The sequence below is a fragment of the Flavobacterium sp. N2270 genome (assembly GCF_025947225.1).
In the GTDB taxonomy this organism is placed as follows: Bacteria; Bacteroidota; Bacteroidia; order Flavobacteriales; family Flavobacteriaceae; genus Flavobacterium.
The window spans coordinates 2,349,696-2,373,244 of the sequence record NZ_CP110005.1; the positions used below are offsets into that span (position 1 = coordinate 2,349,696).

The 23,549-nt window shown below is 31.6% G+C and carries 19 protein-coding genes and 1 tRNA gene; 12 read left to right on the plus strand and 8 right to left on the minus strand.

Features of this window, described 5'->3' with window-relative positions; genetic code table 11:
* Nucleotides 1–3: 3 nt before the first annotated feature.
* From pyrE to OLM55_RS11050, 3 genes are all read left to right on the plus strand, one after another.
* The gene (pyrE, locus tag OLM55_RS11040) at nucleotides 4–654 is read left to right on the plus strand and encodes an orotate phosphoribosyltransferase (protein WP_264558961.1); all 651 of its coding nucleotides are present in this window, start codon (nucleotides 4–6) and stop codon (nucleotides 652–654) included.
* 11 nt (nucleotides 655–665) lie between these two features.
* On the plus strand, nucleotides 666–1,058 hold the full coding sequence (locus tag OLM55_RS11045; RefSeq protein ID WP_264558962.1) for an SRPBCC family protein: 393 nt from the start codon (nucleotides 666–668) through the stop codon (nucleotides 1,056–1,058).
* An 81-nt stretch (nucleotides 1,059–1,139) separates the two neighbouring features.
* Entirely contained in the window at nucleotides 1,140–1,874 is a 735-nt protein-coding gene (locus OLM55_RS11050; protein WP_264558963.1) for a sulfite exporter TauE/SafE family protein, read from the plus strand.
* Between the two features lie 39 nt (nucleotides 1,875–1,913).
* On the opposite strand, the gene OLM55_RS11055 is transcribed toward OLM55_RS11050, so the two are convergent.
* The 4 genes from OLM55_RS11055 to OLM55_RS11070 all read right to left on the minus strand — a co-directional run bounded on the left by OLM55_RS11055 (nucleotide 1,914) and on the right by OLM55_RS11070 (nucleotide 4,265).
* Nucleotides 1,914–1,989: transfer RNA gene (locus tag OLM55_RS11055), tRNA-His, on the minus strand.
* Between the two features lie 63 nt (nucleotides 1,990–2,052).
* On the minus strand, nucleotides 2,053–2,769 hold the full coding sequence (gene bshB1 / locus OLM55_RS11060; RefSeq protein ID WP_264558964.1) for a bacillithiol biosynthesis deacetylase BshB1: 717 nt from the start codon (nucleotides 2,767–2,769) through the stop codon (nucleotides 2,053–2,055).
* A 10-nt stretch (nucleotides 2,770–2,779) separates the two neighbouring features.
* A complete protein-coding gene (locus OLM55_RS11065) occupies nucleotides 2,780–3,844 on the minus strand; it encodes an isochorismate synthase (protein WP_264558965.1) in 1,065 nt (354 codons plus the stop codon).
* Nucleotides 3,837–4,265 (minus strand): PaaI family thioesterase, encoded by a 429-nt coding sequence (locus tag OLM55_RS11070; protein ID WP_264558966.1) that lies wholly within the window; start codon nucleotides 4,263–4,265, stop codon nucleotides 3,837–3,839. The genes OLM55_RS11065 and OLM55_RS11070 overlap by 8 nt, the downstream gene beginning before the upstream one ends.
* A 114-nt stretch (nucleotides 4,266–4,379) precedes the next feature.
* Between OLM55_RS11070 and OLM55_RS11075 the strand changes: the two genes are divergently transcribed.
* The 9 genes from OLM55_RS11075 (at nucleotide 4,380) to OLM55_RS11115 (ending at nucleotide 18,826) form a co-directional block, all read left to right on the plus strand.
* Nucleotides 4,380–5,912, plus strand: coding sequence for a hypothetical protein (locus OLM55_RS11075; RefSeq protein ID WP_264558967.1), 1,533 nt, complete (start codon nucleotides 4,380–4,382; stop codon nucleotides 5,910–5,912).
* A gap of 19 nt (nucleotides 5,913–5,931) precedes the next feature.
* On the plus strand, nucleotides 5,932–6,573 hold the full coding sequence (locus OLM55_RS11080) for a DUF1579 domain-containing protein (RefSeq protein WP_264558968.1): 642 nt from the start codon (nucleotides 5,932–5,934) through the stop codon (nucleotides 6,571–6,573).
* Between the two features lie 142 nt (nucleotides 6,574–6,715).
* Complete coding sequence (purL, locus tag OLM55_RS11085) at nucleotides 6,716–10,390, plus strand: phosphoribosylformylglycinamidine synthase (protein WP_264558969.1); 3,675 nt, start codon at nucleotides 6,716–6,718, stop codon at nucleotides 10,388–10,390.
* A gap of 178 nt (nucleotides 10,391–10,568) precedes the next feature.
* Nucleotides 10,569–12,341 carry an AMP-dependent synthetase/ligase gene (locus tag OLM55_RS11090; RefSeq protein WP_264558970.1) on the plus strand — a complete coding sequence of 591 codons (1,773 nt, stop codon included), beginning with the start codon at nucleotides 10,569–10,571 and terminating at the stop codon, nucleotides 12,339–12,341.
* A 130-nt stretch (nucleotides 12,342–12,471) separates the two neighbouring features.
* Nucleotides 12,472–12,948, plus strand: coding sequence for a MarR family winged helix-turn-helix transcriptional regulator (locus tag OLM55_RS11095; RefSeq protein WP_264558971.1), 477 nt, complete (start codon nucleotides 12,472–12,474; stop codon nucleotides 12,946–12,948).
* A 27-nt stretch (nucleotides 12,949–12,975) separates the two neighbouring features.
* On the plus strand, nucleotides 12,976–15,366 hold the full coding sequence (locus OLM55_RS11100) for a 3-hydroxyacyl-CoA dehydrogenase/enoyl-CoA hydratase family protein (protein WP_264558972.1): 2,391 nt from the start codon (nucleotides 12,976–12,978) through the stop codon (nucleotides 15,364–15,366).
* Nucleotides 15,367–15,372: 6 nt separating this feature from the next.
* Nucleotides 15,373–16,560: an acetyl-CoA C-acyltransferase gene (locus tag OLM55_RS11105; protein ID WP_264558973.1), complete on the plus strand. Its 1,188-nt coding sequence runs from the start codon at nucleotides 15,373–15,375 to the stop codon at nucleotides 16,558–16,560.
* 40 nt (nucleotides 16,561–16,600) lie between these two features.
* Entirely contained in the window at nucleotides 16,601–16,966 is a 366-nt protein-coding gene (locus tag OLM55_RS11110) for a four helix bundle protein (protein ID WP_264558974.1), read from the plus strand.
* Between the two features lie 69 nt (nucleotides 16,967–17,035).
* Nucleotides 17,036–18,826, plus strand: coding sequence for an acyl-CoA dehydrogenase family protein (locus OLM55_RS11115; protein WP_264558975.1), 1,791 nt, complete (start codon nucleotides 17,036–17,038; stop codon nucleotides 18,824–18,826).
* Between the two features lie 67 nt (nucleotides 18,827–18,893).
* On the opposite strand, the gene OLM55_RS11120 is transcribed toward OLM55_RS11115, so the two are convergent.
* From OLM55_RS11120 to OLM55_RS11135, 4 genes are all read right to left on the minus strand, one after another.
* A complete protein-coding gene (locus tag OLM55_RS11120) occupies nucleotides 18,894–19,841 on the minus strand; it encodes a phosphoribosylaminoimidazolesuccinocarboxamide synthase (RefSeq protein WP_264558976.1) in 948 nt (315 codons plus the stop codon).
* Between the two features lie 127 nt (nucleotides 19,842–19,968).
* Entirely contained in the window at nucleotides 19,969–21,384 is a 1,416-nt protein-coding gene (locus OLM55_RS11125; RefSeq protein WP_264558977.1) for a hypothetical protein, read from the minus strand.
* 245 nt (nucleotides 21,385–21,629) lie between these two features.
* Complete coding sequence (locus OLM55_RS11130) at nucleotides 21,630–22,442, minus strand: SDR family oxidoreductase (protein WP_264558978.1); 813 nt, start codon at nucleotides 22,440–22,442, stop codon at nucleotides 21,630–21,632.
* Between the two features lie 97 nt (nucleotides 22,443–22,539).
* Entirely contained in the window at nucleotides 22,540–23,490 is a 951-nt protein-coding gene (locus tag OLM55_RS11135) for a PhoH family protein (protein WP_264558979.1), read from the minus strand.
* Nucleotides 23,491–23,549: the final 59 nt, after the last annotated feature.

Sequence of the window (23,549 nt, forward strand, 5' to 3'; positions counted from 1 at the left end):
AATATGGTTTTTAACAACAACACAGCAGAACAAACAGCCGAATTGCTTTTACAAATAAACGCAATTAAATTAAATCCAAAAAATCCTTTTACTTGGGCTTCGGGCTGGAAATCACCAATTTATTGTGATAATCGTATAATTCTCTCATTTCCAGAGGTAAGAAATTATATTAGAGAAGAATTTTCTAAACATATTGAAGAAAAATTTGGGACTCCAGATGTAATTGCAGGTGTTGCAACCGGCGCAATTGGCATTGGCATACTTGTTGCAGAAGCAATGGGACTACCATTTGTATATGTTCGTCCGGAAGCAAAAAAGCACGGAAGACAAAATCAGGTGGAAGGTTTTTTACAAAAAGGCCAATCAGTAGTTGTGGTGGAAGATTTAATAAGTACTGGTGGAAGCAGCCTTCAAGCAGTTGAAGCTTTAAGAAATGAAGGAGCTGTTGTAAAAGGAATGGCAGCCATTTTTACTTATGGTTTTGATGTATCTGTAGAAAAAATAAAAGAAGCTAATTTAGATGTATTTACATTAAGCAATTATGATAACTTGTTAAAGCAAGCAGTTCATAAAAAATATATAAATGATTCTGAGTTTGATGCTTTAAAAGAATGGCGCATAAGTCCATCTACATGGAATGTAGAAGTAAAATAAAAAATAAAATTATGAATTTAGAAAGTCCAAAAGTAACCGTAGAAAAATCAGCTGAATATTTATTTAATGCTTTAACTGATGTGAAAAGCTTTGAAAAATTAATGCCGGAAAATATAGCTAAATTTGAAGTAATTGATGAAAATTGTTTCGAGTTTGGTTTAAAAGGAATGCCAGAAATTAAATTGGTAAAAAAAGAAGCTATTCCTCACTCAAAAATTGTTTTAGGAGCGGCATCAAGCAAATTACCTTTTACATTAACAGCAAATTTAGTAACTTTAGAAAGTGAAAAAACAGAAGTTCAGTTAGATTTTGAAGGTGAATTTAACCCAATGATGGCCATGATGATTAAAGGGCCTATTGGCAAATTTATTGAGACATTAGTTAACAATATGAATAAATTATAAAATTATATATATTGGTTTTGAGAACGAACTCCTAATTAAAAATAGGAGTTTTTTTATGCCTATATTTGAAAAAAGTAAAACATGTTTCAAAAAGTTAGTCTGTTTTTTTTATTGCTCGCAATGCTTGCAGAAATTGCAGGAACCGTAGGTGGTTTTGGCTCTTCGGTATTTTTTGTACCTATAGCAAGCTTTTTTTTTGATTTTCAGTCCGTTTTAGGATTAACTGCTATATTTCATTTATCAAGTAATATTAGTAAAATTGCATTATTTAGAAAAGGGTTAGACAAAAAACTGCTTTTAAACATTGGTGTTCCTTCTGTAGTATTTGTAATTATTGGTGGTTTATTATCAAACTACTTAAAAACATATATTTTAGAAATTCTTTTAGGTCTTTTTCTAACCATTTTTAGTTTACTATTTTTAATTAAGAAAAATTTAATTGTTAAACCCGAACTTAAAGAATCTATTATTGGCGGTTCACTTTCTGGATTTACAGCGGGTTTATTAGGTACTGGTGGAGCAATAAGAGGAATTACAATGGCTGCTTTTAATTTGGAAAAAAGTGTTTTTATTGCCACATCTGCAGCAATAGATTTTTCAATTGACTTTACAAGAACCATTGTTTATTTTAAAAACGGATACATTCATGAACATGATTTAATTTATGTGCCTTTCCTGTTTGTTATTGGTTTAGTAGGGACATATATTGGAAAATATATTTTAAAGTTTATACCTCAGGAGAGATTCAAGCAAACATCATTAATACTTATCTTATTAATTGGAATTGTAATGTTGATTCAAACGATTTTAAAATAAAAAAAGCGCTGAATAAATTCAGCGCTTTTGCGTTATTTAGGGTGAATGACCGGGTTCGAACCGGCGACCCTCGGTACCACAAACCGATGCTCTAACCAGCTGAGCTACAATCACCATTTGTTTAACGGGTGCAAATATAAGGCAAAAGTTCTACTTTGCAAACATTTTTTTAAAAAAATTACTTCAAATTATCTAAACTACTGACTGCCAAATATCTTTCTGTAGTAAAACCTTCTGCAAAATCTACTCCAACAAGTCTTCCAAGATCTTCTGCACGATATTTTATAGAATCTAGGAAGTTTTTAGAAGTAATTGGAGTAACAGGTTCTTTAGATTTTGGATCATAAAACTGAGAACTATAAGCTAATACAGAACTTACTTTATTGTCCATGTATCCAGTTATATCAACAACAAAGTCAGGTTCAATATTTTTCCATTGAATGTAATGATAAACATGTTTTGGTCGCCAATGTTGCTGCTTTTTTCCATCTAAAGTAGTTTCAATCTTTAGCAATCCTGATAAAAAACAAGCATCACTTACTAATTTACTTCCTTTTCCATGGTCAATATGACGATCATCAATAGCGTTACATAAAACAATATCTGGCTTATATTTTCTAATTATTTTAATAATCTCGAGTTGATGCTTTTCATCATTTACAAAAAAACCGTCTCTAAATTGTAAATTCTCACGAATAGAAACACCAAGTATTTCAGCAGCATTTTTAGCTTCAATATCTCTAATTTCTGCACTTCCTCTAGTTCCAAGTTCTCCTCTAGTTAAATCTATAATACCCACTTTTTTACCCAAGGAAACTTCTTTTGCTATAGTTCCGGCTGCACCTAACTCTACATCATCTGGATGAGCACCAAAAGCTAAAATATCTAATTTCATATGTAGATAATTACTTATTTAAAATATTTTTCATCGTTACCGATTTATTTTTTGTTTCAATATACTCTTTTTCAGGATTACTATCTTTAGTAATTCCGCAACCAATATATATTTCTGCAGTTGTCTCTGTTATTTCCATACATCTCAAATTTACAAATAAATCAGACAATAACGATTGATTTGTTTCAAAACAAAAATTCAATTCTCCAAGAAATCCACTATAATACTTTCGATTATAGTTTTCATTTTTTAAAATAAAATCTTTAGCAGCATCTTTTGAAAGTCCACAAACAGCTGGTGTTGGGTGCATTTTATTTATTAATCCTTCTAAATCATTTTCAGAGTTAAGTTTGGCTTCAATATCGGTTTTAATGTGTTCAATATTTCCAGCTTTTACTGTGTATGGTTTTGACACTTCAACTTTATCAACATATTCTGCAATATTTGAAACAATAAAATCAGTTACAAATTGTTGTTCTTTTACTTCTTTTTTTTCCCAATTATCATTTTCAGTTAACAACCTAGTTCCTGCAAGAGCAACTGTTTTTAAAGTATTATTTTCAATTTTAAGAAATTGTTCAGGTGTTGCTCCCATCCACATTCCAACTTTAGGATGAAAAAAGCAATATTTAAAAGCCGACTTGTATGACGAAAGCATTTTTTTGAACGAAAATTCAATATCAAACAAATCAATTGAAACTGATTCTTTTCTTGAAACTACAATTTTTTCAGTTAAACCTAAATTTATATTTTGAATAGCTTTTTCAACTAATTGTTCAAATTGCTCTTTTTGAAATGAATCATCTTGAGTAGAAATAGTTGTTTTTTTTAAATCATTTTCTAGATAATAATTATTTTCAATTATTACTTCCGAAAAATCTTTTGGAATGAAAGGAATAAAATCATCATGAAATGGAGCAAACACAAAACCTTTCGCTTGAAAATCATCTAATTTATAAAGTTGACTATTCTTTTGAAAAAGTCCAATAGTTTTATCAGAATTTGGCTTCGAATAAATTACAAAAGGTAAATTTTGCGCTTTATGAGTTTTTATTTTTTCAAATAAATTAATCATTTACTTTTCTTTTAGGTAAAACCATATTGGTCAATTTGCATAAAGAAATTAATTGATCTTGTTCGTCTACAATTCTTATTTCCCATAAATGCAAACTTCTTCCCTTATGAATAATTTTAGCCGTTGCAAAAACAGTTCCTGCTCTTTTACTTTTTAAATGATTGGCGCTAATTTCAATTCCTCTGACTTCAAATTTTTCTGGATCTAAAAAAAGCATGGTTGCAGAACTACCAACACTTTCAGCTAAAGCTACAGATGCTCCACCGTGTAATAATCCCATTGGTTGATGAACTCTTGAATCAACTGGCATTTTTGCAGTTAAAAAGTCTTCTCCTACATCAATAAATTCAATCGATAAAGTTTCCATTAGTGTATTTTTACACCAATCGTTAAAAAATTTTAAAGTTTTAATTTTATCCATTTCTCCAATTTTAAGCAAAAATACAAATTTCAAAACGTTTTTTAGCTATACTAAAAACACTTATCTTAGCGTTTATATTTCAAAAAATAGTACATTTACGAAAAGATTTATTACATGAGAAAATACCTTTTATTATGTTCATTAGTCATATTAACCATATGTTCTTGCCGTTCTGATTTTGATTTTGAACCTAGTACAGGTCGTCTAGGTTTCTCAAAAGACACGGTTTATTTAGATACTGTATTTACCAATATAGGTTCTTCAACATATACATTAAAAGTTTATAACAGAAGTAATAAAAACATTTCTATTCCTAATATTCAATTAGGCGAAAAAGAAAATTCTAAATACCGATTAATGGTTGACGGAATGCCCGGTAAAGTATTTAATAACGTTGAATTACTTGCTAAAGATAGTATGTTCATTTTTATTGAAACTACTATTGACTATAATGATTATGTTAATTCCGAAACTACTTTTTTATATACTGACCATATTGAATTTGGAACAGATTTAAATTTTCAAAAAGTAGAATTAGTAACCTTGGTTCAAGATGCAATTTTTTTATATCCAAAAAAATTTAGTAACGGAACAACAGAAACTTTACCAATTGGTGATGATGAAATTTACGGATTTTACCTTGACCCTGCCGACCCACTAAACGGAGATGAATTACATTGGACTAACACTAAACCTTATGTAATTTATGGCTACGCAGCTGTTCCGCCTGCAAGCACGCTTATTGTTGACGCTGGAGTTAGAGCACATTTTCATGCCGAATCTGGAATAATTGTTGCAAATACTGCTTCTTTACAAGTAAACGGAACAACTTCTTTAACTGACGATTTAGAAAATGAAGTGATTTTTGAAAGTGATCGTTTAGAACCATCTTATACTGATGTTCCAGGACAATGGGGAACCGTTTGGTTTACTCAAGGAAGTACTAATAACTCAATTACAAATTTAACAATTAAAAATGCTACTGTTGGAATGTTAGTTTCTGGAAATGACGGAACTACTACTCCAACTTTAGATTTAACCAATGTTCAAATTTATAACTGTAGTAATGTTGGTTTATTAGCACGAACAGGAAATATAACAGGAAGAAACATTGCAATTAACAATTGTGGCGAAACCAGCTTGGCATGTTCTTTTGGAGGTTCATATGAATTTACACATTGTACATTTGCTAATTATTGGTCAACCCCAAGTCAAACTGCTGTATTAATTGACGATTATGATGGAAGTGCAATTTATGCACTAACGAAAGCCAATTTTAGAAACTGTATAATTTATGGTTCAACAAATTTGGCTCTTTCTTTAAATAAAGAAGGTTCTACATTTGAATATCAATTTGATAATTGTCTTATTAAGTTTGCCGATTTTAGCAATCAATTTTCAACTCACCCTGAATACCAATTTACTGGAACAAATTATACAAATTGTATTATAGCAACAAACTCTACAATTAATAAACCTGATTTTTTTAATACAGATAGTAATGAGCTAATTATTGGCGAAGATTCAGCTGCAAAAGGAATGGCTAATTCAACCTACTCTACCTTTAATGATATTTTAGACAAACCTAGAAATACTACTAATGGATACGACATTGGAGCTTACAATTTCATTGTTTTTCCAAATTAATAACTTAAACCAAACCAATATGAAAAAAATAACTTTATCACTACTTATAGTATCTATGAGTATTATTTCTTGTAAAAAAGAAGAAGCAAAAGTTGAAGCAACTACACCAGAAGTTACAACCGAGACTACCGAAATAGCCGAAGTAACTCCAGACTCTGCAGCTGTTGCAAAAGCTTGGGCAGATTACGCAACTCCAACTAAAGCACATGAAATGCTTGCAAAAGATACAGGAACTTGGGATGCAGATATGACTTTTTGGATGGAAGGAAATCCTGAACCTCAAAAAGCAACTTCTGTTGCAACATACAAAATGATTTTAGATGGAAAATATCAAGAAGGTATTTATAAAGGCAATATGTTTGGAATGGCTTTTGAAGGCCGTGGTATGACAGCTTATGACAATGCTTCTAAAGAATATATTGCAACTTGGGCAGATAATATGGGAACAGGTTTATTGGTTTCTCGTGGCCAATATGACGAAGCAACTAAATCAATAACCTTTAACGGAAAAATGGTTGACCCAGTAACTGGAAAAGAAAAAAGCATAAAAGAAGTTATTACTTATATTGATGCTGACAACCAAAAAATGGAAATGTTTGACATAAATGCAGATGGAACTGAGTTTAAAAACATGGAAATTCTTTCAAAAAGAAGAAAATAATTCCCTTATAAAAGTATAAAACATAAAGCTGTTCAGAAAAAGAACAGCTTTTTTATTTTTATACACTACTAAAACTTTGAACTTCTAACTTTTTAGAATAAATTTGCACTTTAAAAACAACAACACAAAACAACTACATACAATGATTCATTTCTTCGGGAACAAAACCAACAAGGTTTTTGCAGTTCAGTCGCAAAACGAATTTACAGCAGAAGACATCAACAAATTAAATTGGCTTTTTGGTAGCGCTCATAAAATAGAAAAATCCGTACTTACGGATTTTTTTGTTGGACCACGTTCAGCAATGATAACACCTTGGAGTACAAATGCTGTTGAAATTACTCAAAATATGGGTATTTCTGGAATTATTAGAATTGAAGAATTTGAAACTTGCTCATCAGATTTTAAAGATTTTGATCCAATGATTTCTCAAAAATATACTGAATTAAATCAGGATATTTACACGATTAATGTGCAACCAGAAGCAATTCTTGATATTGATGATATTGCTGCATATAATACATCTGAAGGTTTAGCATTAAACGAAGAAGAAGTTGAATATTTAAATAATTTAGCTACCAAATTAGGTAGAAAATTAACTGATTCTGAAATATTTGCTTTCTCACAGGCCAATTCAGAACATTGTCGTCATAAAATCTTCAACGGAACATTTATAATTGATGGAGAAGAAATGCCAACTTCTTTATTTAAATTAATTAGAAAAACATCGGAAACCAATCCTAACGATATTGTTTCTGCTTATAAGGATAATGTAGCTTTTGTAAAAGGACCAAGAGTAGAACAATTTGCTCCTAAAAGCGCTGACAAACCTGATTTTTACGAAAAGAAAGACTTTGATTCGGTAATTTCATTAAAAGCAGAAACACATAATTTCCCTACAACTGTTGAGCCTTTTAACGGTGCCGCAACGGGTTCTGGTGGAGAAATTCGCGATCGTTTAGCAGGTGGACAAGGTTCTTTACCTTTAGCTGGAACTGCTGTTTACATGACTTCATATTCGCGTTTAGCTGACCCATTCGACTCCGCTCAGGGCAAGCCTTGGGAAAACGGAATGGAAGAACGTAAATGGTTGTATCAAACTCCAATGGATATCTTAATCAAAGCTTCTAATGGAGCTTCAGATTTTGGTAATAAATTTGGTCAACCACTAATTACTGGTTCTATACTTACGTTTGAACATGAAGAAGATGCTCGTAAACTTGGTTTCGATAAAGTAATCATGCAAGCAGGTGGAATTGGCTACGGAAAATTAGACCAAGCAATTAAGAAAAAACCACAAGAAGGAGATAAAATTGTAATTCTTGGTGGAGAAAATTATAGAATTGGAATGGGTGGAGCTGCTGTATCTTCTGCAGATACTGGTGAATTTAGTTCAGGAATTGAATTAAATGCCATTCAACGTTCTAATCCAGAAATGCAAAAACGTGCTGCTAATGCTATTCGTGGTTTAGTAGAAAGCGATAATAATCCTATTGTTTCTATTCACGATCATGGTGCTGGCGGACATTTAAATTGTTTGACTGAACTTGTAGAAGAAACTGGAGGTTTAATCGATTTAGACAAATTACCTGTGGGTGACCCTACTCTTTCCGCTAAAGAAATTATCGGTAACGAATCGCAAGAAAGAATGGGATTGGTTATTGGTAAAAAAGATATCGACATTTTACAACGAATTGCAGACAGAGAGCGTTCTCCAATGTATGAAGTTGGTGATGTTACTAACGATCATCGTTTTGCTTTTGAATCAAAAACTACAGGTGCAAAACCAATGGATTATGCTTTAGAAGATTTCTTCGGAAGTTCTCCAAAAACAATAATGACAGATTCATCTATTCAAAGAAAATATTCTAATCTAGAGTACGACAAAAAAAATATTTCGACTTATTTAGAACAAGTTTTACAATTAGAAGCAGTAGCTTGTAAAGATTGGTTGACTAATAAAGTAGACAGATGTGTTGGTGGTAAAGTTGCCAAACAACAATGTGCAGGTCCATTACAATTACCTTTAAATAATGTTGGTGTTATGGCACTAGATTTTAATGGTAAAGAAGGTATAGCAACATCTATCGGCCACTCGCCTATTGCAGCTTTAGTTGATCCCGTTGCAGGAAGTAGAACTGCAATAGCAGAAGCTTTATCTAATATTATTTGGGCGCCAATTAAGGACAATTTAAAAGGTATATCGCTTTCAGCGAACTGGATGTGGGCTTGTAAAAATGAAGGAGAAGATGCTCGATTGTACCAAGCAGTTAAAGGTTGTTCTGATTTTGCATTGGAATTAGGAATCAATATCCCAACAGGAAAAGATTCGCTTTCTATGAAGCAAAAATATCCAAATGATGAAGTAATTGCTCCAGGAACGGTTATTATTTCAGCGGCTGGAAATTGTACCAATATTACTAAAGTTGTGGAACCTGTTTTACAAAAAGACGGTGGTTCAATTTACTATATCAATTTATCGCAAGATGAGTTTAAATTAGGTGGTTCTTCATTTGCTCAAATATTGAATAAAATTGGAAACGAAGTCCCAACTATAAAAGATGCTGCATTCTTTAAAAATGCATTCAATACTATTCAAGAATTAATAAAAGACCGTCAAATTGTTGCAGGACATGATATAGGAAGTGGTGGATTAATTACTACATTATTAGAAATGTGTTTTGCCGATGTAAATTTAGGTGCGAAGATTGATTTCTCTGTATTTGAAGAAAAAGATATTATTAAATATTTATTTGCTGAAAATATTGGAATTGTTTTCCAAGCTAAAGAAGATGCTGTTTTAGAAAATAGATTAAAAGAGAATAACGTTTCTTTTTATAAATTAGGAACAGTTACAAACGATGAAAGACTAGAATTTGGTCCTTGCGGATTAGATATTCCAAAATACAGAGATATTTGGTTTAAAACTTCATTCCTATTAGATTCTAAACAATCTAAAAACGGAACTGCAAAAGAACGTTTTGAAAATTACAAAAACCAAGCCTTAACTTATACTTTCCCGTCTCATTTTACAGGAAAAGCACCAGTAATTGATGATTCGAAACCAAGACCTAAAGCTGCTATTATTCGAGAAAAAGGAAGTAATTCTGAACGTGAAATGGCAAACGCAATGTATTTAGCAGGTTTTGATGTTAAAGATGTTCATATGACTGATTTAATTTCAGGACGCGAAACATTAGAAGACATTCAATTTATTGGAGCAGTTGGTGGATTTTCAAATTCAGATGTATTAGGTTCGGCTAAAGGTTGGGCTGGAGCATTTTTATATAACGAAAAAGCAAATACGGCTTTAAAGAATTTCTTTAAAAGAGAAGACACTCTTTCTGTTGGAATTTGTAACGGTTGTCAGCTTTGGATGGAATTAGAATTAATTAATCCAGAACATGAAGTACATGGAAAAATGCTTCATAATAATTCAAACAAACACGAAAGTATTTTTACATCGGTAACGGTTCAAAAGAACAATTCAGTGATGCTTTCTACTTTAGAAGGAACAACATTAGGAGTTTGGGTTTCTCATGGTGAAGGAAAGTTTAATTTACCTTACAGTGAAGATAAGTATAACATTGTAGGTAAATACGGTTACGATTCTTATCCTGCCAATCCTAATGGTTCTGATTTTAACACAGCAATGATGTGTGACACTACTGGAAGACATTTGGTTATGATGCCACACATTGAACGTTCAACTTTCCCTTGGAACTGGGCACATTATCCAGATAGAGGTCAAAAAGATGAAGTTTCTCCATGGCATGAAGCCTTTGTTAATGCTAAAAAATGGATTGATAAGCAATAATTTATAAAAAATAATTCAAAAACCTTAATTTAAACAGTTTAGATTAAGGTTTTTTATTTTTATATGCACGCATAACATTCTTTATTTCAATAAGATAAAAAAATCAATTGTCAATATTTTAAAAAATTGGTTAATTAATTAAAATTTCCTAATTTGCATAACTAATAAATTGTGAATTATGAACAATATTACTCGCTTATTTGATTTTCCATATCATCAATTGGAAAAATATAATTTATCTGATGCTTTAGTTACTAAATACGGTAACGATTGGATAAAAACATCAACAAAAGAATATCTAGATAAAGCCAATACAATTTCAAGAGGATTGCTAAATTTAGGAGTTAATAAAAACGATAAAATTGCTGTTATTTCATCAAATAATAGAACAGAATGGCATATTTGTGATGTAGGAATCTTACAAACTGGTGCTCAAAATGTTCCAATATATCCAACAATTTCAAGTGAAGATTATGAATATATTTTAAATCATTCCGAATCAAGTTACTGTTTCATTTCTGATATTGAAGTTTATAATAAAATTAAAGAAATTAAAGCAAACGTTCCTGGTTTAAAAGAAATATATTCTTTTGATGAAATTGAAGGATGTAAAAACTGGAATGAAATTCTTAATCTAGGAGAAAACAAAGATAATCAAGACCAAGTTGAAGCTAGAAAAGATGCAATTGTAACAACAGATTTAGCAACAATAATTTATACCTCAGGAACAACAGGAAGACCAAAAGGTGTTATGTTAACTCATGAAAATATTGTTAGTGATGTTTTAATGAGTGCAAAAAGAGTTCCTTTAAGACCTGGTGATACTAGAGCCTTAAGTTTCTTACCCATTTGTCACATTTTTGAAAGAATGCTAACTTATTTGTACCAATATTATGGTATTTCAATATATTTTGCTGAAAGTATTGAAAAAATTAGCGACAATTTAAAAGAGGTTCATCCACATGTAATGTCTGTTGTACCAAGATTACTTGAAAAAGTGTACGACAAAATTTATGCTAAAGGAGCAGATTTAACAGGTATTAAGAAAAGATTATTCTTCTGGGCATTAGATTTAGGAATGAATTATAAACCCTATGGTGAAAACGGAGCATGGTATGAATTCCAACTTAAAATTGCTCGTAAATTAATTTTCTCTAAGTGGCAAGAAGGTTTAGGGGGAGAATTAGAATTACTAGTTTGTGGAAGTGCTGCTTTACAAACAAGATTATCAAAAGTATTTTGTGCTGCAAACATTCCTGTAATGGAAGGTTATGGTTTAACCGAAACTTCACCAGTAATCTCTGTTAACGACATGAGAAATGGTGGATTTAGAGTTGGAACTGTTGGCAAAGTAATTGAAGGAGTGGAAGTTAAAATTGCTGAAGATGGTGAAATTCTTTGTAAAGGACCAAATGTAATGAAAGGCTATTATAAAGATGAAACACAAACAAATGAAGTTTTAAAAAATAATTATTTCCATACTGGAGATATAGGAGAAATAGATTCAGATGGATTCTTAAAAATTACTGACCGTAAAAAAGAAATGTTTAAAACTTCTGGTGGTAAATATGTTGCTCCTCAAATTTTAGAAAACACATTTAAACAATCAAGATTTATTGAACAAATTATGGTAATTGGTGAAGGTGAAAAAATGCCTGCAGCTTTTATACAACCTAATTTCGATTTTATAAAAGATTGGGCAACTCGTAAAAAAATAAATATTGGAACAACTAATGAAGAAATAATTCAAAACTCCGAATTAATTAATCGTATTCAAGAAGAAATAAATGATGCAAACGAGAAATTTGGAAATTGGGAAAAAATTAAACGTTTCGAACTTACTCCAGATATCTGGTCAATAGATGCTGGCCATCTTACTCCAACCATGAAATTAAAGAGAAAAATTATAAAAGAAATGTATAAAGATTTATATAATAAAATTTATAGCTAATCATTTTTTAACACCTTACCTATTATATAGATAAGGTGTTTTTATTTTATTTAAATTTTTTATAAAAAATTTTCAAAAATACTATGCGCGCATAGTATTTTTTTTTATCTTTGATTTTAAGTTACAATTTATGAAAGACAAAACAATAGATTATATATTAAGAGCAACTTGGCAGGCAGTAGCAAGAATGTACAATGAAGAAGCTTCAAAGTATGGCGCTACAATGGCAACAGGTTTTGCATTATTAAGTATAGATAGAGAAAAAGGAACTCCTTCAACTTCATTAGGTCCAAAAATGGGGATGGAAGCTACTAGTCTTACTAGGACTCTAAAATCTATGGAGGAAAGAGGTTTAATTACAAGAAAGAAAAATCCTAATGATGGTCGTGGTGTTTTAATCCACTTAACTGAAGAAGGTCTAGATAAAAGGGAACTTTCTAAGACAACAGTTTTAAAATTTAATGAAACAATAAAACAGCATGTAACCGAAGAACAACTTCAGAACTTCCTAGAAGTTTCGGATATAATTAATGAATTAATTGCTGATAAGAAAATTTATATAGACCCAGATAATTTAAAAAAACAAAACAAAATAGCCTCGATATAATCGAGATAATCAAAATTAAATTAACAGATGAAACGTAATATTAAAAAAGTTGCTGTTATTGGTTCAGGAATTATGGGAAGTGGAATTGCTTGTCATTTCGCAAATATTGGTGTAGAAGTACTTTTACTAGATATTGTTCCTAGAGAATTAACGGCTGTAGAAGAAAAGAAAGGGTTAACTTTAGAAAGTAAAGCAGTTAGGAATCGTTTAGTAAACGATCATTTGACTAACGCGTTAAAATCTAAACCATCTCCAATTTATCATCCAAGTTTTGCCAATAGAATTACTACAGGTAACACAACAGATGATATGGCAAAAATTGCCGGTGTAGATTGGATTATTGAAGTAGTTGTTGAAAGACTTGATATCAAAAAACTAGTTTTCGAACAAGTTGAAAAATACAGAAAGCCTGGTACATTAATCACTTCAAACACTTCTGGAATTCCTATTCAGTTTATGAGCGAAGGAAGAAGCGAAGATTTCCAAAAACACTTTTGTGGAACGCATTTCTTCAATCCTGCTCGTTACTTAAAATTATTCGAAATTATTCCTGGTCCACAATCTTCAACAGAAGTATTGGATTTCTTAAATAGTTATGGTGAAAAATTCTTAGGAAAAACTTCAGTTGTAGCTAAAGATACTCCAGCTTTTATTGGAAATAGAATCGGAATCTTCGGAATCCAAAGTTTATTTCATCAAGTAAAAGAAATGGGATTAACGGTTGAAGAAGTAGATAAATTAACAGGTCCAGTTATTGGTCGCCCAAAATCAGCGACTTTCAGAACAGTTGATGTTGTTGGTTTAGATACTTTAGTTCACGTTGCAAACGGAATTTATGAAAATTGTCCAAACGACGAATCGCATGAATTATTCAAATTACCTGCTTTTGTTAACACAATGATGGAAAACCAATGGCTTGGAAGTAAATCGGGTCAAGGTTTCTATAAAAAGGAAGGTAAAGAAATATTAGCTTTAGATTTAGATACTTTAGAATATAGAGCCAGTAAAAAAGCATCTTTTGCTACTTTAGAATTAACAAAAACAATTGACAAACCAATTGACAGATTCAAAGTTTTAGTCAAAGGAAAAGACAAAGCAGGTGAATTCTACCGAAAAAACTTTGCTTCAATGTTCCAATATTGTTCAAACCGTATTCCTGAAATTACAGAAGATTTTTACAAAATTGACGATGCTATGAAAGCCGGTTTCGGTTGGGAAAATGGTCCTTTCGAAATTTGGGATGCCATTGGTGTTGAAAAAGGAATTGAATTAATGAAGGCGGAAGGTTATACCCCAGCTGCTTGGGTTAATGATATGGTTGCCTCTGGAACTACTTCTTTTTACTCTGTAAAAGATGGTGCTACTCACTTCTACTCTATTACCAATAAAAAAGTAGAAAAAATTCCTGGTCAAGATGCATTCATTATTTTGAATAACATTCGCGATAATAAAAAAGTATGGAACAACAGCGATTCAATCATTACCGATTTAGGGGATGGAATTATCAATTTAGAATTTACTTCAAAAATGAATTCTATTGGTGCTGGTGTTTTACAAGGAATAAACAAAGCCATAGATATTGCTGAAAAAGATTATAATGGTTTAGTTATTGGAAATCAAGGAACAAATTTCTCTGTTGGAGCTAATTTAGGAATGATTTTTATGATGGCTGTTGAGCAAGAATATGACGAATTAAACATGGCTATCAAAATGTTTCAAGATACGATGATGCGTTGTCGTTATTCTGCAATTCCTGTTATTGCTGCTCCTCATGGAATGACTCTTGGTGGTGGTTGTGAACTTACAATGCACGCTGATAGAGCTGTTGCTGCTGCTGAAACCTATATTGGTTTAGTAGAATTTGGAGTTGGTGTAATTCCTGGTGGTGGTGGTTCTAAAGAAATGGCATTAAGAGCTTCTGACCTTTTCCGTAAAAACGATGTTGAATTAAATGTTTTACAAGAATATTTCTTAACTGTTGGTATGGCGAAAGTGGCAACATCTGCTTACGAAGGTTTTGATACTGGCGTTTTACAAAAAGGTAGAGATATCGTTGTTGTTAACAAAGACCGTCAAATTGCAACTGCTAAACAAGTAGCGTTACAAATGGCAGAACAAGGTTATACGCAAGCTCCACGTAGAAAAGATATTAAAGTACTTGGAAAACAAGCTTTAGGTATGTTCTTGGTTGGAACTGATAGTATGGAAGCAGGAAAGTATATTTCGGAGCACGATAAGAAAATTGCAAACAAATTAGCGTATGTAATGGCTGGTGGGGATTTATCAGAACCTACTCTAGTAACAGAACAGTATTTATTAGATTTAGAAAGAGAAGCATTTTTATCACTTACAGGTGAAAGAAAATCTTTGGAAAGAATCCAACACATGTTAACTAAAGGGAAACCGTTAAGAAACTAAGAAATTATGAAAACAGCATATATAGTAAAAGCATATAGAACTGCAGTTGGTAAAGCACCAAAAGGAGTTTTTCGTTTCAAAAGACCTGATGAATTGGCTGCTGAAACAATTGAATACATGATGGCAGAATTACCAAACTTCGACAAAACTCGTATTGATGATGTTATGGTTGGTAATGCAATGCCAGAAGCAGAACAAGGTTTAAACGTTGGTCGTTTAATTTCCTTAATGGGATTAAAAGTCGAAGATGTACCAGGTGTTACAGTAAATAGATATTGCGCATCAGGAATTGAAACTATTGGAATGGCAACAGCTAAAATTCAATCAGGAATGGCAGATTGTATCATCGCTGGTGGTGCAGAAAGCATGAGTTATATTCCAATGGGAGGTTACAAACCAACTCCTGATTATAAAGTGGCTAATGCAGGTCATGAAGATTATTATTGGGGAATGGGATTGACAGCTGAAGCAGTTGCAAATCAGTTCAAAGTTTCTCGTGAAGATCAGGATGAATTTGCCTTTAAATCGCATATGAAAGCTTTAAAAGCTCAAGCTGAAGGTAGATTTGATGATCAAATTGTTCCTATTACTGTAAACGAAACTTTCGTGAATGAAAACGGTAAAAAAGAAACGCGTTCATACGTAGTAAATAAAGATGAAGGTCCAAGAGCAGGTACTTCAGTTGAAGCTTTAGCAAAATTACGTCCAGTATTTGCTGCTGATGGAAGTGTAACTGCTGGAAACTCATCTCAAATGAGTGATGGAGCAGCATTTGTATTGGTAATGAGTGAAGAAATGGTAAAAGAATTAAATCTTGAACCAATTGCACGTTTAGTAAACTTTGCATCTGCAGGTGTTGAGCCAAGAATAATGGGTATTGGACCCGTAAAAGCGATTCCAAAAGCCCTAAAACAAGCAGGTTTAAAACAATCAGATATTGATTTATTTGAATTAAACGAAGCTTTCGCTTCTCAATCATTAGCCGTTATTCGTGAATTAGGTTTAAATCCTGATATCGTAAACGTAAATGGTGGGGCAATTGCGTTAGGTCACCCTCTTGGTTGTACAGGTGCAAAATTATCAGTTCAATTATTTGATGAAATGCGTAAGCGTGGAAATGCAAAATACGGAATGGTAACAATGTGTGTTGGAACCGGACAAGGTACAGCAGGTATTTATGAATTTTTGAAATAGAGATTAAAAGATAATAGACGAAGAGATAATAGACTTTAGAATGAGTGAATTTAAACGACATAATTTCAAGAAGCTAAAAATTTGGCAAATGGGAATTGATTTATCTAAGGTAGTTTTAGACATAACAGATACTTTTCCTGTTTCTGAAAAATATGGTTTAAAAAGTCAAATGGATAGATGTTGTATATCTATGCCTTCAAATATAGCTGAAGGTTCTAGTAGAACAGATAAATCATTTAGTCATTTTTTAGATATCTCTTTAGGATCATCTTTTGAATTACAAACACAGATTATATTAGCAAATCATAGAAAATACATAACAATTGAGCAAACAAATAACATTGAAAACAAAATTGAAGAATTTCAAAAAGCAACAATGTCATTTCAAAACACTTTAAATAAATAATTTAATGATAATTAATAGTTACGTCTATCATCTATTCGTCTATTATCTATCATCTTAAAAATCAAAAAAATGAGCGATATTATCAGAGGAGGTCAATTCCTAGTAAAAGAAACAAAATGTGAAGATATTTTCACACCAGAAGATTTTTCAGAAGAGCAAATTATGATGCGTGATTCGGTTATCGAATTCGTAGACAAAGAACTTTGGCCTAACAAAGAGCGTTTTGAAAAGAAAGATTACGCACTTACAGAAGAAGTAATGAAAAAAGCGGGTGACTTAGGTTACTTAAGTATAGCGGTTCCTGAAGCTTATGGTGGAATGGGAATGGGATTTACTAACACCGTTTTAGTTTGTGATTATATTTCTGGAGCAACTGGTTCATTTTCAACGGCTTTTGGTGCTCATACTGGAATTGGAACTATGCCAATTACTTTATATGGAACAGAAGAACAAAAACAAAAATATGTACCAAAATTAGCTTCAGGTGAATGGTTTGGTGCTTACTGTTTAACAGAGCCAGGTGCAGGTTCAGATGCAAATTCTGGAAAAACAAAAGCTGTTTTATCTGAAGATGGAAAATATTACAGTATTACAGGTGGAAAAATGTGGATTTCAAACGCAGGTTTCTGTCAAGTATTTATCGTTTTTGCTAGAATTGGTGATGATAAAAACATTACAGGTTTCATCGTAGAAAATGATCCTTCAAACGGAATTTCATTAGGAGACGAAGAACACAAATTAGGTATTCGTTCTTCTTCAACTCGTCAGGTTTTCTTCAACGAAACAAAAGTTCCTGTAGAAAATATGCTAGCTGGTCGTGGTGAAGGATTTAAAATTGCAATGAATGCTTTAAATGTAGGACGTATTAAATTAGCTGCTGCTTGTTTAGAAGCACAACGTAGAACTATTTCTACAGCTGTAAATTACTCTAACGAAAGAATTCAATTTAAAACACCTATTTCAAGCTTTGGGGCAATCCAAGCAAAATTAGCAGAAATGGCTACCAATTCTTATGCTGGAGAAAGTGCAACTTACAGAGCTGCTCATGATATTGAAACAAGAATTAATTTAAGAATTCAAGAAGGAAATACACATCAAGAAGCTGAACTAAAAGGTGTTGAAGAGTTTGCAATTGAATGTTCTATCTTAAAAGTTGCAGTTTCTGAGGATGTACAATCATGTACAGATGAAGGAATTCAAATTTTTGGTGGAATGGGATTCTCTGAAGATGCACCAATGGAAAGTGCTTGGAGAGATGCTCGTATTGCAAGAATTTATGAAGGTACTAACGAAATCAACAGAATGTTATCTGTAGGAATGTTAGTTAAAAAAGCGATGAAAGGTCATGTAGATTTATTAGGGCCAGCTATGGCTGTGGGTGAAGAATTAATGGGAATACCATCGTTTGATGTTCCTGATTATTCTGAACTATTTGCTGAAGAAAAAGAAATGATTGCTAAATTGAAAAAAGTATTTTTAATGGTTGCTGGTGCAGCTGTTCAAAAATATGGTGCTGAATTAGAAGCGCATCAACAATTATTAATGGCAGCTTCAGACATTTTAATTGAAATATACATGGCTGAAAGTACTATACTTAGAACTGAAAAATTAGCTAAAAAAGAAGGTGCTGATAAAGTACAAGAGCAAATTGCAATGGCACAATTATACTTATATCATGCAGTTGATATTGTTAACCAAAAAGGAAAAGAAGGAATCGTATCTTTTGCAGAAGGTGATGAACAACGTATGATGTTAATGGGACTTAAACGTTTTACAAAATATACGAATATGCCAAATGTAATTGGCTTACGTGAAAAAATTGCTGCAAAATTAATAAGCGAGAATAAATACGCTTTTTAAAAAAAACAGCAAATATTGGTTTAGTTTGTTTGATTAAAAAAGGCTCAATTTAAATTGAGCCTTTTTTTTATTTATTTAAATATGCTAAAACGTTTTTTTCAATTCGTTCATTAATGTTTGAGATATCAGCTTTTATGAATTTTTCTCCTAGAATGTTTTCATAAAGTTCAATATATCGGTCAGAAACAGAAGCAATATATTCTTCTGTCATATCTGGAATTTGTTGTCCTTCTTTACCTTGAAAACCATTAGAAATTAACCATTGACGGACAAATTCTTTAGACAATTGTTTTTGAGCTTCACCTCTATCTTGTCGTTCTTGATAACCATCTGCATAAAAGTAACGAGAAGAGTCAGGTGTATGAATTTCATCTATTAAAACAATCTTACCGTCTTTTGTTTTTCCAAATTCATATTTGGTATCAACCAAAATTAATCCTCTTGATGCAGCAATTTCAGTTCCTCTTTGGTACAATGCTCTTGTGTATTTTTCTAAAACTAAATAGTCTTCTTCACTTACAATTCCTTTAGTTAAAATATCATCTCGAGAAATATCTTCATCATGTTCGCCATTATCTGCTTTTGTTGAAGGAGTAATTATTGGAGTTGGAAATTTATCATTTTCTTTTAAACCTTGAGGTAAATTTACACCACAAAGTAATCTTTTACCTAATGCATATTCTCTTGCAGCGTGACCTGCTAAATATCCTCGAATTACCATTTCAACTTTAAATGGTTCACATAAATGTCCAACAGCAACACTTGGATCTGGCGTTGCTATTAACCAATTCGGAACAATATCTTGGGTTAATTCCATAAATTTTGTTGCAATTTGATTTAGAATTTGACCTTTGTAAGGAATTCCTTTTGGCATCACTACGTCAAAAGCAGAAAGCCTATCTGTAGCAACCATAACCAATAAATCATCATTGATGTTGTAAACTTCTCTTACTTTTCCGTGATAAACTGATTTTTGCCCAGGAAAATTGAAATTGGTAGTAGTAATTGTATTCATTAAGTATTTGTGTTGTTGTGTATTGCAAATGTAGATTCTTTCTTCCTATCTTCAAAAATATTTATAAATAAAAAATCCGTTTATTTTTATAGAATAAACGGACTTTAAGTAATATATTTTTTCATTTTTAATTCATTGATATACTTTCATTTGTTTTGAATTTTTTATTTGACATTTGTGTCTCTTTAATTGGTATTGGCCCATAAGGTAAACGTAAACCAACATGCTCAGAAGTAACATTCCCTAAACTGTCTTTATCATCTGCTCTATTTGCAACAATATGCCATGAAAATTTAACATTAGAAGTCCCTCTTGCTAATTCTTTAACTTTAAATCCGTCTACAGATTTGTCTGTTACAAATACTCCAGCACAATCTCCTTCTAGCTGAATAAACACTTTAAGTGGATGTTTTTCATCAACATACAAAGCTTTTTTAAGAACTGGATCGATTGTTACATAAACTTCTCCATTTACTAATTGAGAAGTTCCGTAATCTTCAAATAAAATTTCTGGTGCTTCAGGAGAAAATAAAACTCTTGGTTTATTATCTTCATCTATAATCATGGTTGAATTTGTACCGTTACCAATAATTTTATAATTAGTTCCTCCTCCTCCGGCAGCATTTGCATTGTATTTTATTCCCACATAGGCATAAGCCTGACCTGCTCCAACTCCAGCATTAAAATACCCACCATATAGACTTCTTCTTGAAGCTAAAGAACCGTCTGGTGAAATATTATCAATTCCTGCAATTTTTGCAAAAGCACTATTATTAAGTGTAGCAGTATTATTATCTGAATCTAATGAAAATCCGCCTCCTGAATTAGAATAATGGCTCGTATTAGAAGGAGAACCGTAACCATTTGTTCCATAAACTCCTACATAAGGACCAGAACCCGCAACTCCTGCACCAGTACTAGGGTAAATACTACCTCCTGCACCAGAACCTCCTAAAACAGATGTTCCGCCATCATTAATATTTGTTGCCCAAAGTGCATTTCCTACAGTGTCATCATTTCTCCCTCTTAAAGCATCATTAAAAGCTCCAGTTGTATTAACATATAATTTTGTCCAAGCATCACCTGGCGAATTTATAGCAACATTCCCATCAGAACGTACTACTGCTCTTTGCAAATTATTTGTTCTAAAGATTAAGTTTGTATTATCGGTTGTACCTAAGAAATTTATTACAGGGTTGGTGCCTGAATTTCCAAGAAGAGACCAATCTCTCCCTCCTAAACCATCCATTGCAACCCAAAATGTTCCATCCCAAAAATAAAATCCTGGGGAAACATTTAACGGAGCTACTCCACTTGTGGATGTATTGTAAACTAAAGTTCCTTCTACCACTCCACCTCCTTGAGGATTTACAACTGGTAATTCTATATTTCTTGAAGTTAATGCTACTTTAGAAATTAAAACACCTTGTGTGTTTGAGTTTAAATCTAAAAAAGCTTGTGGGTTTGTTGTTCCAATACCCACTTGAGCGTTAGTCGTACAGAAGCATAATGCCACAGTTAGTGATAAGTAAATTTTTTTCATAATGGTAGATTTTTGAGTTCATAGTTAAGTTTTGAATTATTATAAGTTAAAGATATAAAAACATTTTAGCAAATAATACAAAAGTTATATTTTTTACAAATTATTTGTTAAATTTTTAAATATTTATTTGTATATAAATATTTATAACACTATTATTCTTACTAAATAAATATTTTTATTGTATTATAAATAAAAAAGACGTTTAGTAAATTAAACGTCTTTTTTAAAAATAAATATTTCTTTTTTTAAAGAACTTTCTTTCTAATTATAAAGTTAAACAAACGGTAACCTGTAATTCCTCTAAAATATTTCATGAAATTTGCATCAAAACCAATTGTATATTTTTTAAAATTTTTAGATGGGTTATTGGCAATAGAAAATAACTTATTTACAATTGTTGTTGTTAGATTTTTATTTTTACTCGTTTTCTTGTTCAGAATATTATTGATAGAATTCATCATTTTATTATAAGATGGAATTGCTGAATCTTCACATTTGGTAACATTATTTTGAAAATCTGTTGGAGCATTTCCAAATTGAACCGTACTTACACTTACATTAAAATCTAATAATTCATAAGACATGCATTCTGAAAAACTTTCAACCGCTTGTTTTGTAGAATGGTAAAAATTACCCAATGGTAAATTTACTAAACCAGCTATTGATGTAATATTTATAAACTGACCGTAATTTTGCTCTCTAAAAACTGGAATAAAAGCCCTGCAAACTTTTACAACGCCTAGCCAATTAACATTAACAATTGTATTGATTTTAGAATCTTCAGAAAGTTCTACAAAACTTCTATAGCCTAAACCTGCGTTATTTATCACAACATCAATAGTTTTGAAATCGTTTAAAATTTGAGCTTTGGCTTCTTCAATATTTTCGGTAGAAGTAACATCAAGTTTATAGCATTTAACGTTAGGATATCCTTGTAAATCTTCCGCTAAGTCTAAGCTTATCATAGTTGCAATAACATTCCAGCCGTTATCAGCAAAATGCTTTGTAGTTAATTTCCCAAGTCCGCCAGAAGCTCCAGTAATAAGTACGTTTTTCAATTGTGTTTATTTTAGTTTACAAATAAAGTTTAATAATCATTAAATAACAAAATATTATAAAATAAATAAGGAGCTTTAATAGGCTCCTTATTTATTTTTAGTCATGGTTTTCAATACTTTTATAAGCATCAATAACTTTCTTGACTAATTTATGACGTACAATATCTTTATCATCTAAAAATATAATTCCAATTCCTTCAATATCTTTTAAAACTAAAATAGCTTCTTTTAAACCCGAAATTGTTCTACGCGGTAAATCAACCTGACCAGGATCTCCAGTAACCATAAACTTTGCGTTTTTCCCCATTCGAGTCAAAAACATCTTCATTTGATTATGCGTAGTGTTTTGAGCTTCATCTAAAATTACAAATGCATTATCTAAAGTTCTTCCACGCATAAAAGCTAAAGGAGCAATTTGAATAATACCTTTCATAATATAGTCATCTAAGGTATTTGGAGGTAACATGTCGCGCAAAGCATCATATAAAGGTTGCATATATGGATCAAGTTTTTCTTTCATATCTCCAGGAAGAAAACCTAAATTTTCACCCGCTTCAACAGCAGGACGAGTTAAAATAATACGTTTAACTTGCTTTTCTTTTAAAGCTTTAACCGCCATAGCAACTCCAGTATAGGTTTTTCCTGTTCCCGCTGGACCAATAGCAAAAACCATATCGTTTTTCATTACTAAATCAACTAATTTTTGCTGATTAGGAGTCATCGCTTTAATGAGTTTTCCACCAATACCATGAACAAGAATTTTATCGCTATTGTTCATGTGTTGAGTTTCTTGAGCATTACTTTCCAAAACTCTTAAAATAACATTATCATCAATTCGATTATAACGAGAGAAATGCTGCATTAATCTTCTAAAACGAGTTTCAAATTCATCTAGAATTTCTGCTTCTCCATAAGCTTTTAAAATTGTTCCTCTTGCAACAATTTTTAATTTTGGATAATATTTTTTAATCGCCTCAAGATTAACATCTTGAGCACCCCAAAATTCTTTTGGAGTAATGTCTGTTAATTCAATAATTCTTTCGTTCAAAGGCTTTTTATTTTAATTATTTTTCTTGTGCTGAAAATACATTAGCTTTGTATCTATAA

Coding starts and splice junctions, on each gene's coding strand:
- OLM55_RS11095 (WP_264558971.1), top strand. CDS start 12,472: ATGAAAGACAAAACAATAGATTATATATTAAGAGCAACTTGGCAGGCA.
- OLM55_RS11120 (WP_264558976.1), bottom strand. CDS start 19,841: ATGAATACAATTACTACTACCAATTTCAATTTTCCTGGGCAAAAATCA.
- OLM55_RS11080 (WP_264558968.1), top strand. CDS start 5,932: ATGAAAAAAATAACTTTATCACTACTTATAGTATCTATGAGTATTATT.
- OLM55_RS11125 (WP_264558977.1), bottom strand. CDS start 21,384: ATGAAAAAAATTTACTTATCACTAACTGTGGCATTATGCTTCTGTACG.
- OLM55_RS11105 (WP_264558973.1), top strand. CDS start 15,373: ATGAAAACAGCATATATAGTAAAAGCATATAGAACTGCAGTTGGTAAA.
- OLM55_RS11100 (WP_264558972.1), top strand. CDS start 12,976: ATGAAACGTAATATTAAAAAAGTTGCTGTTATTGGTTCAGGAATTATG.
- OLM55_RS11045 (WP_264558962.1), top strand. CDS start 666: ATGAATTTAGAAAGTCCAAAAGTAACCGTAGAAAAATCAGCTGAATAT.
- purL (WP_264558969.1), top strand. CDS start 6,716: ATGATTCATTTCTTCGGGAACAAAACCAACAAGGTTTTTGCAGTTCAG.
- bshB1 (WP_264558964.1), bottom strand. CDS start 2,769: ATGAAATTAGATATTTTAGCTTTTGGTGCTCATCCAGATGATGTAGAG.
- OLM55_RS11110 (WP_264558974.1), top strand. CDS start 16,601: ATGAGTGAATTTAAACGACATAATTTCAAGAAGCTAAAAATTTGGCAA.
- OLM55_RS11065 (WP_264558965.1), bottom strand. CDS start 3,844: ATGATTAATTTATTTGAAAAAATAAAAACTCATAAAGCGCAAAATTTA.
- OLM55_RS11090 (WP_264558970.1), top strand. CDS start 10,569: ATGAACAATATTACTCGCTTATTTGATTTTCCATATCATCAATTGGAA.
- OLM55_RS11050 (WP_264558963.1), top strand. CDS start 1,140: ATGTTTCAAAAAGTTAGTCTGTTTTTTTTATTGCTCGCAATGCTTGCA.
- OLM55_RS11070 (WP_264558966.1), bottom strand. CDS start 4,265: ATGGATAAAATTAAAACTTTAAAATTTTTTAACGATTGGTGTAAAAAT.
- pyrE (WP_264558961.1), top strand. CDS start 4: ATGGTTTTTAACAACAACACAGCAGAACAAACAGCCGAATTGCTTTTA.
- OLM55_RS11115 (WP_264558975.1), top strand. CDS start 17,036: ATGAGCGATATTATCAGAGGAGGTCAATTCCTAGTAAAAGAAACAAAA.
- OLM55_RS11075 (WP_264558967.1), top strand. CDS start 4,380: ATGAGAAAATACCTTTTATTATGTTCATTAGTCATATTAACCATATGT.